Origin of the sequence: Klebsiella sp. 4_1_44FAA (assembly GCF_000238715.1) — a bacterium.
Taxonomy (GTDB): Bacteria; Pseudomonadota; Gammaproteobacteria; order Enterobacterales; family Enterobacteriaceae; genus Klebsiella; species Klebsiella pneumoniae.
Map to the genome: position 1 here is coordinate 706883 of NZ_JH414798.1, position 12932 is coordinate 719814.

Genomic DNA, 12932 nt, shown 5'->3' on the forward strand with positions numbered 1-12932 from the left:
TCGACAATGTGGCCTATCCGCTGAAGCTGCGTAAAGTGGCCGCCGGGGAGATAAAAGAGCGGGTGCAGCGTGTGCTGGATCAGCTGGGGCTGGGGCACCTTGGCAACCGCCATCCGCACCAGCTCTCCGGTGGCCAACAGCAGCGGGTGGCCATCGGTCGGGCGCTGGTTTACAACCCGCCGGTGATCCTGCTGGATGAACCGCTCTCCAACCTTGACGCCAAGCTGCGCGAAGAGGCGCGGGTGTTTCTGCGCGAGCTGATCATTAAGCTGGGCCTGTCGGCGCTGATGGTCACCCACGATCAGAATGAAGCAATGGCCATCTCCGATCGTATTCTGCTGCTGAACAATGGCGTCATTGAGCAACAGGGGACGCCGCAGGAGATGTACGGCAGCCCGGCGACGCTGTTCGCCGCTGAGTTTATGGGCAGCAATAACCGCCTGCACGGCAAAGTGATGGCGCTGGAGAACGGCAGGGCGCGGATCGAAGGCGCCAGCTGGAGCCTGTGGGGGCGAGCGGGCGAGGGGGTTAGCGTTGGCGAGCCGGCGACGGCGGTGATCCGCGTCGAGCGCCTGCGACTTGACGGCGCCGCGCAGGATAATAGCCTCCAGCTACCGCTGCTGACCAGCATGTATCTCGGCGACCGCTGGGAGTACCTGTTCCGTACCGAAGGCGACGACTTTCCGCTGCGCGCCTACGGAACGGCGCTGCGCGATGCCGAACACTGCCATCTGACGCTCCCGGCGGAGGATGTGTGGATTTTTCCGCAGCGGTAGCCGCCCGTTACCCCGCCAGATGGCACACGGCTTCAATATTGTGCCCGTCTGGCGCAATCACAAACGCGGCGTAGTAACTGGCGTGGTAGTTTGGCCGTAGCCCCGGCGCGCCGTTGTCCTTTCCTCCGGCGGCCAGCGCCGCCTGCCAGAAGGCATCGACCTGCTCGCGGCTGTCGGCGCGAAAGGCAATGTGCAGCGGCGCCGGTTTTTCCGCACTTTGATAGAGGCATAGAGAAGCATCGCCGCTGCCGGCCAGCTCTGCGCCGTAGCTCGGTTCGCCTTCGCCGACCAGCATTACGCCAAGCGGGGCCAGGGCCTGCAAAAAGAACGCTTTGCTGGCGGCATAGTCGCTAACGCCGAATTTCACATGATCGAACATATCTTCTCTTCTCCTGTGGATGGGATATCGCCAGCTGAAGGCGCTAGCCGGACAATAGATGCAAGATAGTTAACAACGGTTATTAACTTTTTTAACAGCTCAAAATGTTTAATTATTCCTAATACGAGTATTTACAGACGTTTAATCTGCCATGTACCATAAACAAAAATAACATTTGTGATACAAGTCACTCTTTTTTGGCGCATGGGTAAGCTCAGCGCGGTGTGAATGCCGCTGGTTTACCGCCTCAAGGTTATGGCAGCACTCTTCTCACGATGACAGACCGGTGAATTTCTCTCCGATTTCCCGCGTTTCGTTGAGAATCGTCTACTATCCAAACGATAACCCTATAAATGATATCGCCTCTGGCCGATGTTTTATCCGACTTGCCGGGCCGGGCCAGACGCTAAGCGGTTTAAAAGCGCAATGGTATCGGTTCCAGCACGACATTCACTGGTTTTGTCAGCGACAAAAACAGTAATTTTCAATGACAGGAATGTGATGATGTCGAGCGAGAAAACCAACAATTCCAGGCGTGATTTCCTGGTGAAATCGATGGCGCTGATCCCGACGGTGGTGATCGGCGGCGCGGGAGCAGGGGCTATTGGCGTGGCCACCAGCGCGACCGCGCAGGCGGCCCCCGCTTCAGAGCCAGCCTCCGGGAACACCGCGGCGGCCAGCGACTGGAAGCCGCAGTTCTTCAACGATCGTGAGTGGGCGTTTATCAACGCCGCCGTCGCTCGCTTAATCCCGGCGGATGAACTCGGTCCCGGCGCCAAAGAGGCCGGCGTGCCGGAGTTTATCGACCGCCAGCTCAATACCCCTTACGCCACCGGCTCCATCTGGTATATGCAGGGGCCCTTCAATCCCGACGTGCCGAAAGAGATGGGTTATCAGCTGCCGCTGGTGCCCAAACAGATCTATAACCTCGGGATCGCCGACGCCGAGGCGTGGTGTCAGGACAAATATCATAAAACCTTCGCTGAACTGAGCAGCGAGCAGCAGGACGAGGCGCTCGGCCTGTGGGAATCGGGTAAAGCCGAGTTCAAACAGCTGCCGGCCTCGCTGTTCTTCACCTATCTGCTGCAAAACACCCGCGAAGGGTTCTTCAGCGACCCGATCCATGGCGGCAATAAAGGCATGGTCGGCTGGACGCTGATTAATTTTCCCGGCGCGCGCGCCGACTTTATGGACTGGGTTGAACGGGGCGAACGCTACCCCTTCCCGCCGGTATCAATTAATGGGGAGAGGGCGTAATCATGGCCACCGTATTGAAAAAAACCGATGTCGCGATCGTCGGCTTCGGCTGGGTTGGGGCGATCATGGCCAAAGAGCTGACCGAAGCGGGGCTCAACGTCGTCGCGCTGGAGCGCGGCCCGATGCGCGACACCTGGCCGGACGGCGCCTATCCGCAGGTGATTGATGAGCTGACCTACAACATCCGCCGCAAGCTGTTCCAGGATCTGTCGAAAAGCACCGTCACCATCCGGCATAACACCAGCCAACAGGCAGTGCCCTATCGCCAGCTGGCGGCCTTCCTGCCGGGTACCGGCGTGGGCGGCGCCGGGCTGCACTGGTCCGGCGTCCATTTCCGCGTCGATCCCATTGAGCTGCGGATGCGCAGCCACTATGAAGAACGCTACGGCAAAAACTTCATCCCCCAGGATATGATCATCCAGGATTTCGGCGTCACCTACGACGAGCTGGAACCGTTCTTCGATAAAGCGGAAAAAGTATTCGGTACTTCCGGGACCGCCTGGTCGATCAAAGGCAAGGTCGTCGGCAAAGGCCGCGGCGGCAACGCCTTCGCCCCGGACCGCTCGGACGACTTCCCGCTGCCGGCGCAGAAAAACACCTGGTCGGCGCAGCTGTTTGAAAAAGCGGCGCTGGAAGTGGGGTATCACCCCTATAACCTGCCGTCGGCCAATACCTCCGACTCCTATACCAACCCCTACGGCGCGCAGATGGGCCCGTGCAACTTCTGCGGTTTCTGCAGCGGCTACGCCTGCTACATGTACTCTAAAGCCTCGCCGAACGTGAACATTCTGCCGGCGCTGCGCCAGGAAAAACGCTTTGAGCTGCGGACTAACGCCAACGTGCTGAAGGTCAACCTGACCGACGACAAATCCCGCGCCACCGGCGTGACCTACGTCGACGGCCAGGGGCGCGAAATGGAACAGCCGGCGGACCTGGTGATTATCGGCGCCTTCCAGTTCCACAACGTGCACCTGATGCTGCTCTCCGGGATCGGCAAACCGTACAATCCGGAGACCGGCGAAGGGGTGGTAGGGCGTAACTTCGCCTACCAGAACATGACCACCATCAAGGCCATTTTCGACAAAGACACCTATACCAATCCGTTTATCGGCGCGGGCGGCAACGGCGTCGGCGTCGACGACTTCAACGCCGACAACTTCGACCACGGCGCGGCGGGCTTTGTCGGCGGTTCGCCATTCTGGGTCAACCAGGCCGGGACCAAGCCCATCTCCGGTTTCCCGGTACCGCCGGGCACCCCGGCGTGGGGCAGCAAGTGGAAAGCGGCGGTGGCCGACACCTACACCCATCACCTGTCGATGGATGCCCACGGCGCGCACCAGTCCTATCGGCAGAACTACCTCGATCTTGATCCGAACTACAAAAACGTCTTTGGCCAGCCGCTGCTGCGCATGACCTTCGACTGGCAGGAAAACGACATCAAGATGGCGCAGTTTATGTTCGATAAGATGGCGCCGATCGCCAAAGCGATGAAGCCGAAATATATCCTCGGCAGCCCAAAAAACGCCAACAGCCACTTTGATACCACCACCTACCAGACCACCCATATGAACGGTGGGGCGGTGATGGGGGAAGATCCGAAAACCAGCGCCGTTAACCGTTATCTGCAAAGCTGGGACGTGCATAACGTCTTCGTCATCGGCGCCTCCGCGTTCCCGCAGGGGCTGGGCTACAACCCAACCGGCACGGTGGCCGCGCTGGCCTACTGGTCAGCGAAGGCGATCCGTGAGCAGTATCTGAAAAATCCGGGTCCCCTGGTGCAGGCATAAAGGAAGGCAGATGATGAAAATGCAATGGTTATCGGCCCTGGTGCTTGGGGCATTGAGCTGCGCGGCTTTTGCCGAAGAGGCGCCTGCGGACAGCAATCTGATTAAGCAGGGGGAGTATCTGGCGCGGGCGGGGGACTGTGTCGCCTGCCACACCAACGGCAAAGCGGGGAAACCTTTCGCCGGCGGTTTGCCGATGGAGACGCCGATCGGCACCATCTACTCCACCAATATCACGCCGGATAAAGAACACGGCATTGGCGGGTACACCTTCGAAGAGTTCGACGACGCGGTGCGCAAGGGCGTGCGGAAAGACGGTTCCACGCTCTATCCGGCGATGCCGTATCCCTCGTTCGCGCGGATCAGCGAAGCGGACATGCGCGCCATGTACGCCTACTTTATGCACGGCGTGGAGCCGGTGAATGTCGCCAACAAGGACACCGACATCCCATGGCCGCTGTCGATGCGCTGGCCGCTGGCGTTCTGGCGCGGCATCTTCGCCCCGACGCCGAGCGACTTTGTCGCCAACCCGCAGGTTGACCCGGTGCTGGAGCGCGGCCGCTATCTGGTGGAAGGCCTGGGCCACTGCGGCGCCTGTCATACCCCGCGTAGCCTGACGATGCAGGAAAAAGCGCTCAGCGAAAGCGAAGGCGATGATTACCTGGCGGGCAGCAATGCGCCGATTGACGGCTGGGTCGCCTCCAGCCTGCGCGGCGAAAACCGCGACGGTCTGGGGACCTGGAGCGAAGCCGAGCTGGCCGAGTTCCTCAAAACCGGACGCAACGATAAATCGGTGGTCTTCGGCGGCATGAGCGATGTGGTGGAGCATAGTCTGCAGTATCTCTCTGATGACGACATCACCGCCATCGCCCGCTACCTGAAGTCGCTCCCGCCGCGCGGCGGCAAACAGACCCCAGCCCCGGTGGAAGACAGCGTGGCGAAAGATCTGTGGAAGGGTAACGACAGCAAAACCGGCGCCGCGCTGTACGTCGATAACTGCGCCGCCTGCCACCGTACCGACGGCGTAGGCTATAAGCGCGCCTTCCCGTCGCTGAAGGGCAATCCGGTGGTCCAGACCGAAGATGCCACTTCGCTTATCCACATCGTTCTGACCGGGAGCACCACGCCGGCGGTGAAAGATGCGGTCTCCAACCTGACCATGCCGTCGTTCGGCTGGCGCCTGGACGACCAGCAGGTGGCGGATGTGGTCAATTTCATCCGCACCAGCTGGGGCAACAACGCGCCGGCGGTCAGCGCCAGCGATGTGGCGAAGGTGCGTAAGGAGACCGCGGCGCACGATGAGAAGGCGTTAGGCAACGCCGATATCTCGAAGCTGCCGGGGGCCGGACAGTAACCGTCAGGGTTGCGTCGCCCGCGCGGCGCAACCCATACTTAGCGACGACGTAAAATACTGTCTGAATCAAGGAGTTTGCCTTCATGCTGCATGCAGAGCGACTGACCTGCATCGTTGACGATCGACCGCTGTTTGCGGCGCTGACGCTGTCCCTCGCTGCCGGCGAGCTGCTGCAGGTCGCCGGTGATAACGGCGCGGGGAAAACCTCGCTGCTGCGGATCCTCTGCGGCCTGGCGCGCCCGGAAAGCGGGGTGGTGAGCTGGCAGGGCCAGCCGCTGGCGAAGGTCCGGGAGTCATTTCACCGTCAGCTGCTGTGGCTGGGCCATAAACCCGGCGTTAACGCGGCGCTGACCGCCGATGAAAACCTGCGTTTCTTCTTTCCGGCCAGCCGCCTTCAGCAGCGGGAAAGCGCCCTCGCCGCCGTCGGCCTGGCGGGCTATGAAGACCTCCCCTTGAGTCAGCTCTCCGCCGGGCAGCAGCGTCGGGTGGCGCTCACCCGCCTGTGGTTAACCGACGCGCCGCTGTGGATCCTCGATGAGCCGTTCACCGCCCTCGACGCCACGGCGATGGAAACCCTGACCCGTCGCCTGGAGCAGCACGCCCGGCAGGGGGGATGCGCCATCCTCACCACCCACCAGCCGCTGCGGCCGCTGGGCTGTCCGTTGCGCACCCTGCGCCTCGGCGGCGTCGCTGGAGGCGGGCAATGATGCGTGCGCTGTTGGCCCGGGAACTGCGCCTGGCGTGGCGCAGCGGGGCGGAGATCCTCAATCCGCTCTGGTTCTTTCTGATCGTCATCACCCTGTTTCCGTTCGGCGTAGGCGCCGCGCCGCAGCTGCTGGCGCAGATTGCGCCGGGCGTGGTGTGGGTCGCCGCGCTGCTGGCGGCGCTGCTGGTGATGGATCGGTTGTTTCGCGACGACTGGCAGGACGGTTCCCTGGAGCAACTGATGCTCCTGCCGACGCCGCTGGTGGCGGTGGTGCTGGTGAAGGTGGTTGCCCACTGGATGATGAGCGGCCTGCCGCTGCTGATCGTCTCGCCGCTGGCGGCGCTGCTGCTGGGGATGAGTCTGCATGACGCCGGTGTGCTGGCGCTGACCTTGCTGCTTGGCACCCCGACGCTCAGTTTTCTCGGCGCGGTGGGGGTTGGCCTGACGGTCGGCCTGAAGCGCGGCGGCGTCCTGCTGAGCCTGCTGGTGCTGCCGCTGGCGGTGCCGCTGCTGATTTTCGCCACCGCGGCCTGCCAGGCGGCCGCCGCCGGGCTCCCGGTCAGCGGCTATCTGGCGATGCTGGCGGCGTTCTTAACCGCCAGCGCCACCCTGTGTCCGTTCGCCACCGCCGCTGCGCTGCGGCTGACCGTGCGATAACTCGCTGCGCCTGCGGGCGCGGCCATCATAACCGTGTGAGTAAGCGTCTATGTGGAAAGCGTTACATCAACTGGCGATCCCCGAGCGGCTGTACCGCCTGTGCGGATGCTGGATCCCCTGGCTGGCGGCGTTGAGCGCGCTGTTGCTGGTCATCGGCCTGGGGTGGGGCTTTGGCTTCGCCCCCGCGGACTATCAGCAGGGGGAAAGCTACCGGATCATGTACCTTCACGTTCCGACGGCGATGTGGTCGATGGGGCTGTACCTGGCGATGGCCGTCGCGGCCTTCGTCGGGGTGGTCTGGCAGATCAAAATGGCCGATCTGGCGATCGCCGCCCTGGCGCCGGTGGGGGCGGTCTGCACCCTGGTGGCGCTGGTCAGCGGCGCGGCATGGGGCAAGCCGATGTGGGGGACCTGGTGGATCTGGGACGCCCGCCTGACCTCAGAGCTGGTGCTGCTGTTTCTGTATGCCGGGGTCATTGCCCTGTGGCACGCCTTTGACGACCGGCGGCTGGCCGGGCGCGCGGCGGGGATCCTCGTGCTGGTCGGGGTGGTCAATCTGCCGATCATTCATTACTCGGTCTACTGGTGGAACACCCTGCACCAGGGCTCGACCAACCTGCAGCAAACCATCGACCCAAGCATGCGTCTGCCGCTGCGGATCTGCATCTTTGCCTTCCTTACGCTGTCGGTCACCCTGACCCTGATGCGCCTGCGTAACCTGATCCTGCAACTGGAGCGCCGTCGACCGTGGGTGGTGGCGCTGGTGAATAAAGGAGCCGCCCGATGAGCCCCGCCTTTTCGTCTTTCGCCGCCTTCCTGAATATGGGCGGCTATGCCGTGTACGTCTGGCTGGCGGTGGCCGTGACCGTCGCCGCCTTTGGCCTGCTGACGGTGCATACCCTGTGGGCGCGGCGGGCACTGTTCCATGAGGTGCGACGCCAGCAGGCGCGCGAGCGGCGGATCGCTGCCGCCCGCGAACATGACAAGGAGGCCGCGGATGCAAGCGCGTCGTAAAACCCGGCTATATATCGTGCTGGCGGTGCTCGCCGGCCTCGGGCTAACCGTCAGCCTGACGCTGTACGCCCTGAGTAGCAATATCGATCTGTTCTACACCCCGGGGGAAATTATCTACGGTAAAACGGAAACCCGGGCGCTACCCCATACCGGGCAGCGCCTGCGGGTGGGGGGCTACGTTCAGCCGGGCTCCCTGCAGCGCGACCCGCAAACCCTCGACGTGCGCTTTAAGCTGTATGACGCCCGCGGGGTGGTGGACGTCAGCTATAAGGGCATTTTGCCGGACCTGTTTCGTGAAGGGCAGGGCGTGGTGGCCCAGGGCGTGCTGGACGGCGAGCGGCATATTACCGCCCAGCAGGTGCTGGCCAAACATGATGAAAATTACACGCCGCCGGAGGTGAAAACCGCCATGACGCCGGAGAAAACGGGGGCGCAGCCATGATGCCGGAACTGGGCAACTTTTTATTGTGTCTGGCGGCGGGGCTGGCGCTGCTACTGAGCGTCTATCCCCTGTGGGGCGCGGCGCGGCAGGATCGGCGGCTGATGGCCCTGGCGCGGCCGCTGGCCTGTGGGCTATTCGCCTGTATCGGCGGCGCCTTCCTGCTGCTGGTGCACGCCTTTGTGGTCAATGACTTTACCGTCCGCTATGTGGCGGAAAACTCCAACAGCGCGCTGCCGGTGTGGTATCGGGTAGCGGCGACCTGGGGGGCGCACGAGGGCTCGCTGCTGCTGTGGGTTCTGCTGCTCAGCGTCTGGACCTTCGCCGTCGCCATCTTCAGCCGCCGGATGCCGCTCGACGCCGTCGCCCGGGTGCTGGCGGTGATGGGGATGATCGCCTTTGGTTTCCTGCTGTTTATCCTCTTCACCTCCAATCCGTTCAGCCGCGGCCTGCCGCAGTACCCCATTGATGGCCGCGACCTCAATCCGCTGCTGCAGGATATCGGCATGATTTTCCATCCGCCGATCCTCTATATGGGTTATGTCGGCTTCTCGGTGGCCTTTGCCTTCGCCATCGCCTCGCTGCTGGCGGGCCGGCTGGATACTGCCTGGGCGCGCTGGTCGCGTCCCTGGACCCAGGCGGCATGGATGTTCCTCACTCTCGGCATCGTGCTGGGCTCGGCGTGGGCATACTACGAACTGGGCTGGGGCGGCTGGTGGTTCTGGGACCCGGTGGAAAACGCCTCGTTTATGCCGTGGCTGGTGGGAACCGCGCTGCTGCACTCCCTGGCGGTAACCGAAAAGCGGGGCAGCTTCCGCGCCTGGACGGTGCTGCTGGCTATCGCCGCCTTCTCCCTGTGCCTGCTGGGCACCTTCCTGGTGCGCTCCGGGGTGCTGGTTTCGGTGCATGCCTTCGCCTCGGATCCGTCGCGCGGGCTGTTTATTCTGGTACTGCTGATTGTCGCCATCGGCGGATCGCTGCTGCTGTACGCCCTGAAGGGCGGCCGGGTGCGGGCGCGGGTGGAACATACGCTGTGGTCGCGCGAGACGTTCCTGCTTGGCAACAATATCTTGCTGATGGCCGCGATGCTGGTGGTGCTCCTCGGGACGCTGCTGCCGCTGGTGCATAAAGAGCTGGGCCTCGGCAGCATCTCCATCGGCGAGCCGTTCTTTAACACCATGTTCACCGCCCTGATGGCGCCGTTTGCGCTGCTGCTGGGGCTGGGGCCGCTGATCCGCTGGCGGCGCGATGACGTCGCCAGGCAGATTAAGCGCCTGATTATCGCTCTGCTGGTGACGTTGTCACTTTCTCTGGCGCTGCCGTGGCTGCTGCAGGATCGTATCACCGCCATGGCGGTCACTGGCCTGATGATGGCCCTGTGGGTGCTGATCTTCGCCCTGCTGGAGGTTCACGAACGGGCCACTCATCGCCACGGCTTCTGGCGCGGCCTGCGCACGCTGACCCGCAGCCAGTGGGGTATGGTGCTCGGTCACGTCGGCGTGGCGGTGACCGTTATCGGCATCACCTTCAGCCAGAACTACAGCGTGGAGCGCGATGTACGGATGCGTCCCGGCGACAGCATCGATATCGACCGCTATCACTTTGTGTTTAACGGCGTGCGCAATATCGTCGGCCCCAACTGGACCGGCGGCGAAGGCATTATCGCCGTGACCCGCAACGGCCGCCCGGAAGCGACGCTGTATGCCGAGAAACGCTTTTACACCGCCAGCCGGATGATGATGACCGAGGCGGCGATCAGCGGCGGGCTGACCCGCGATCTGTACGCCGCGCTAGGGGAAGAGCTGAGCGACGGCAGCTGGGCGGTGCGTCTGTACTATAAACCGTTCGTTCGCTGGATCTGGTACGGCGGGGTGCTGATGGCCCTCGGCGGTCTGTGCTGCATGCTCGATCCGCGCTACCGGATGCGTAAGAAGCTGCAGGAGGCCTCATGAACCGGAAGCTACTGTTTATCCCGCTGGTGCTGTTTCTGGCGCTGGCCGCCGCGCTGTTCTGGCAACTGATGCGCAACGCCGAGGGCGATGACCCGACGACCCTCGAGTCGGCGCTGATTGGCAAACCGCTGCCGGAATTTCGCCTTGAAGCGCTGAGTACCCCCGGTCAGACGCTGGACCGACGGACGCTGATTGACGGCAAGCCGCTGCTGCTCAACGTCTGGGCCACCTGGTGTCCAACCTGTCGCGCCGAGCATCAGTTTCTCAACGGCCTGGCGCAGCAGGGCGTGCGGGTGGTGGGGATGAACTACAAAGACGATCGCCAGAAGGCGATGAGCTGGCTGCAGCGCCTGGGTAATCCCTACAGGCTGAGCCTCTACGACGGCAACGGCATGCTTGGCCTGGATCTCGGGGTCTATGGCGCGCCGGAGACGTTTCTCATCGACGGTCAGGGCATTATCCGCTGGCGGCACGCCGGCGACCTGAACGAACGGGTGTGGCGCGAGGAGCTCCAGCCGCTGTGGGATCAATACAACCGGAGGGCGGGCTGATGAGAAGTGTAATAATCATCCTGCTGGCGCTGATGCTGACCGGCCAGGCGTGGGCCGCCATCGATACCTGGCAGTTTAAGGATGAGGCCCAGGAGCAGGCCTTCCGCGAGATCACCTCCCAACTGCGCTGCCCGAAATGCCAGAACAACAGCATCGCCGACTCAAACGCGATGATTGCCGCTGATATGCGGCAGAAGGTGTACGAGCTGATGCAGCAGGGGAAAACGAAAGGGCAGATCGTTGACTATATGGTGGCCCGCTACGGTCATTTTGTCAGCTACGAGCCGCCGCTGACCGCGGGCACGGTGCTGCTGTGGCTGGGGCCGGGGCTGTTCGTGCTGGCGGGCGCGGGAGTGATTATCGCCCGCGCGCGCCGTCGCGACATTCCTGACGCGGCGCTCAGCGTCGAAGAGCGCCAGCGGCTGGCGGCATTATTGCAAGAAGGAAAAGAACGATGAGCCTGTTGGTAGTTATCGCCGGGCTGTTGCTGGCTGGCGCGCTGGGGCTGCTGTACTTCCCGTGGTCGGGCAAAGGGGCGGTAGACCGCGATGCCCTCAACCGCGCCCTGTACCAGTCGCGCCTGCAGGAGCTGGCGCAGGAGCGCGGCGAGGACAACCCGGCGCTGGTCGTCGAACTGCAGCGCACCCTGCTGACGGATATTCCGCCCCAGGCACAGCCTGGCGAACGGCCGCTACGCCGCTGGGCGCTGCTTCCGGGCGCGCTGCTGCTGGTGGTCCTGAGTCTGGGCCTGTATCTGAAAACCAGCGATATTGGTCAGGTGCTGCTCTGGCAGCAGGCTGAACGACATTTTCCTGCGCTGTTGCAGCAGGTTAAGGACCCGACGGCGGCGCCGCTGCGAATGGATGAGCTGGCGGAGCTGCGGCTTGGCCTGCGCAGTCACCTGCAGGATACCCCGAACGACCTCGCCGGCTGGCAGCTGCTTGGGCGGCTGGGCCTGTTGTTAAACGATGGCGAGACGGCGATCGGCGCCTTTGGCCGGGCGCATGCTCTGGCGGCGGACGACCCGGCGGCGGCTTTCGATTACGCCAGCGCGCTGGTGCGGGCGGGAGATAGCGGCCAGGTTCGGATGGGCGAGCTGCTGCTGCGTGACCTGCATCAGCGGCAGCCGAACAGCCTGCCGGTGCTGGAGATGCTGGCCCTGAGCGCGGTGCGTAATGAAGATTACCCCGAGGCCGTGGCGGCCCTGCAGGCGTTGCTGGCCCGGCTACCGGAAGGGGATGCGCGGCGCGAGGCGATCGTCCGCCAGCTGGCGCAAGCGCAGCAGCAGGCGCAGTGACTGTCCGGCGGCGCTACGCTTGCGCGGGCCTACGAAGGGCGCGAATAGAGCGCCAAATCGCGGGTAGCCTTTGTAGGCCGGGTAAGCGAAGCGCCACCCGGCAACATGTTGGGCTCGGAGCCTGATTTCTTGCCGGAGACGGTTATCGGTTTTCCTGGTTCTCAGCCCGGGAAAGCGTTTCTCACGCGTGACTTCAGCGTACTCTGTGCTCCCGCTTCGTGGTGCTGCACCTGGTTCTCCGTGGCGCAGGGAGCGTCATGGAACGGCAACGACTGCCGTACGGTTCTCTCTCCCTCCGGAAGAAGGCCTGGGTGAGGGAAAGCACTGCCGGGAAGTCTTTTATGTTATCTGTGGCTTCAGCGTATTTTGCGCTCCCGGTTAATCTTCTGCGTTATGCCTGGCATGGCGCAGGGAGCGCACAGGGGGCGGCCAGTCGCCGCCGCCCCCTGTACCCCCGGGCTCCGGCCAGCAAAATCGCCGCTACGCGGTCCCTTCGACTTATCCCTGCAGGCTTCGGGTCGGGCCGAGGCAGCGTCCGTGCAAAACACGGCCCTCAGCCCGCATCCATGCGGGCTGCCCCGGCCTTCCGGGAACGTCTCAGCGATTTTGAGGCCGCAACACCGGCAGTTTCAGCAACAATGGTGAATAAATTAACGACAAGTCGCACGGACCGTAGGCCGGGTAAGTCGCAGCCGCCACCCGGCCAAAAGCGGCTCCGCACCCGCTGCCCTTGCCCGGCGGCGCTACGCTTGCGCGGGCCTACGAA

Annotated in this window: 14 protein-coding genes; 13 read left to right on the forward strand and 1 reads right to left on the reverse strand. The window is 63.3% G+C overall.

The features are described 5' to 3' along the window. Window positions 1-776, forward strand: a 776-nt coding sequence (locus HMPREF1024_RS22275) for an ABC transporter ATP-binding protein (protein WP_009307652.1), incomplete at its 5' end; no start/stop codon positions are given. Between the two features lie 7 nt (window positions 777-783). Here the strand turns inward: HMPREF1024_RS22275 and HMPREF1024_RS22270 are convergent. Further along, a complete protein-coding gene (locus tag HMPREF1024_RS22270; RefSeq protein ID WP_009307653.1) occupies window positions 784-1155 on the reverse strand; it encodes a VOC family protein in 372 nt (123 codons plus the stop codon). Between the two features lie 501 nt (window positions 1156-1656). Here HMPREF1024_RS22270 and HMPREF1024_RS22265 point away from each other — a divergent pair. The 12 genes from HMPREF1024_RS22265 to ccmI all read left to right on the forward strand — a co-directional run bounded on the left by HMPREF1024_RS22265 (window position 1657) and on the right by ccmI (window position 12166). After that, a complete protein-coding gene (locus HMPREF1024_RS22265) occupies window positions 1657-2412 on the forward strand; it encodes a gluconate 2-dehydrogenase subunit 3 family protein (RefSeq protein WP_004175724.1) in 756 nt (251 codons plus the stop codon). Window positions 2413-2414: 2 nt separating this feature from the next. Then, a complete protein-coding gene (locus HMPREF1024_RS22260) occupies window positions 2415-4199 on the forward strand; it encodes a GMC family oxidoreductase (RefSeq protein WP_002908285.1) in 1785 nt (594 codons plus the stop codon). 10 nt (window positions 4200-4209) lie between these two features. Continuing rightward, a complete protein-coding gene (locus HMPREF1024_RS22255) occupies window positions 4210-5550 on the forward strand; it encodes a cytochrome c (RefSeq protein WP_004184337.1) in 1341 nt (446 codons plus the stop codon). A gap of 83 nt (window positions 5551-5633) precedes the next feature. Beyond that, window positions 5634-6257, forward strand: a complete 624-nt coding sequence (gene ccmA / locus HMPREF1024_RS22250; RefSeq protein ID WP_009307655.1) for a cytochrome c biogenesis heme-transporting ATPase CcmA — start codon at window positions 5634-5636, stop codon at window positions 6255-6257. After that, complete coding sequence (ccmB, locus tag HMPREF1024_RS22245) at window positions 6254-6913, forward strand: heme exporter protein CcmB (protein ID WP_004891310.1); 660 nt, start codon at window positions 6254-6256, stop codon at window positions 6911-6913. The genes ccmA and ccmB overlap by 4 nt, the downstream gene beginning before the upstream one ends. A 49-nt stretch (window positions 6914-6962) precedes the next feature. Beyond that, entirely contained in the window at window positions 6963-7700 is a 738-nt protein-coding gene (locus HMPREF1024_RS22240) for a heme ABC transporter permease (RefSeq protein ID WP_004189553.1), read from the forward strand. Next, window positions 7697-7927 (forward strand): heme exporter protein CcmD, encoded by a 231-nt coding sequence (gene ccmD, locus HMPREF1024_RS22235; RefSeq protein WP_004143390.1) that lies wholly within the window; start codon window positions 7697-7699, stop codon window positions 7925-7927. Before HMPREF1024_RS22240 ends, ccmD begins: the two co-directional genes overlap by 4 nt. Beyond that, window positions 7911-8369, forward strand: coding sequence for a cytochrome c maturation protein CcmE (ccmE, locus tag HMPREF1024_RS22230; RefSeq protein WP_009307656.1), 459 nt, complete (start codon window positions 7911-7913; stop codon window positions 8367-8369). Before ccmD ends, ccmE begins: the two co-directional genes overlap by 17 nt. After that, window positions 8366-10318 carry a heme lyase CcmF/NrfE family subunit gene (locus HMPREF1024_RS22225; RefSeq protein ID WP_009307657.1) on the forward strand — a complete coding sequence of 651 codons (1953 nt, stop codon included), beginning with the start codon at window positions 8366-8368 and terminating at the stop codon, window positions 10316-10318. Before ccmE ends, HMPREF1024_RS22225 begins: the two co-directional genes overlap by 4 nt. Further along, on the forward strand, window positions 10315-10869 hold the full coding sequence (locus HMPREF1024_RS22220; protein ID WP_004184329.1) for a DsbE family thiol:disulfide interchange protein: 555 nt from the start codon (window positions 10315-10317) through the stop codon (window positions 10867-10869). The genes HMPREF1024_RS22225 and HMPREF1024_RS22220 overlap by 4 nt, the downstream gene beginning before the upstream one ends. A gap of 11 nt (window positions 10870-10880) precedes the next feature. Next, complete coding sequence (locus tag HMPREF1024_RS22215; RefSeq protein WP_073972695.1) at window positions 10881-11327, forward strand: cytochrome c-type biogenesis protein; 447 nt, start codon at window positions 10881-10883, stop codon at window positions 11325-11327. Beyond that, window positions 11324-12166 carry a c-type cytochrome biogenesis protein CcmI gene (gene ccmI / locus HMPREF1024_RS22210; protein WP_009307659.1) on the forward strand — a complete coding sequence of 281 codons (843 nt, stop codon included), beginning with the start codon at window positions 11324-11326 and terminating at the stop codon, window positions 12164-12166. The genes HMPREF1024_RS22215 and ccmI overlap by 4 nt, the downstream gene beginning before the upstream one ends. Window positions 12167-12932: the final 766 nt, after the last annotated feature.

Coding starts and splice junctions, on each gene's coding strand:
- HMPREF1024_RS22225 (WP_009307657.1), top strand. CDS start 8,366: ATGATGCCGGAACTGGGCAACTTTTTATTGTGTCTGGCGGCGGGGCTG.
- HMPREF1024_RS22240 (WP_004189553.1), top strand. CDS start 6,963: ATGTGGAAAGCGTTACATCAACTGGCGATCCCCGAGCGGCTGTACCGC.
- HMPREF1024_RS22255 (WP_004184337.1), top strand. CDS start 4,210: ATGATGAAAATGCAATGGTTATCGGCCCTGGTGCTTGGGGCATTGAGC.
- HMPREF1024_RS22220 (WP_004184329.1), top strand. CDS start 10,315: ATGAACCGGAAGCTACTGTTTATCCCGCTGGTGCTGTTTCTGGCGCTG.
- ccmE (WP_009307656.1), top strand. CDS start 7,911: ATGCAAGCGCGTCGTAAAACCCGGCTATATATCGTGCTGGCGGTGCTC.
- HMPREF1024_RS22270 (WP_009307653.1), bottom strand. CDS start 1,155: ATGTTCGATCATGTGAAATTCGGCGTTAGCGACTATGCCGCCAGCAAA.
- ccmB (WP_004891310.1), top strand. CDS start 6,254: ATGATGCGTGCGCTGTTGGCCCGGGAACTGCGCCTGGCGTGGCGCAGC.
- ccmD (WP_004143390.1), top strand. CDS start 7,697: ATGAGCCCCGCCTTTTCGTCTTTCGCCGCCTTCCTGAATATGGGCGGC.
- HMPREF1024_RS22260 (WP_002908285.1), top strand. CDS start 2,415: ATGGCCACCGTATTGAAAAAAACCGATGTCGCGATCGTCGGCTTCGGC.
- ccmI (WP_009307659.1), top strand. CDS start 11,324: ATGAGCCTGTTGGTAGTTATCGCCGGGCTGTTGCTGGCTGGCGCGCTG.
- HMPREF1024_RS22265 (WP_004175724.1), top strand. CDS start 1,657: ATGATGTCGAGCGAGAAAACCAACAATTCCAGGCGTGATTTCCTGGTG.
- ccmA (WP_009307655.1), top strand. CDS start 5,634: ATGCTGCATGCAGAGCGACTGACCTGCATCGTTGACGATCGACCGCTG.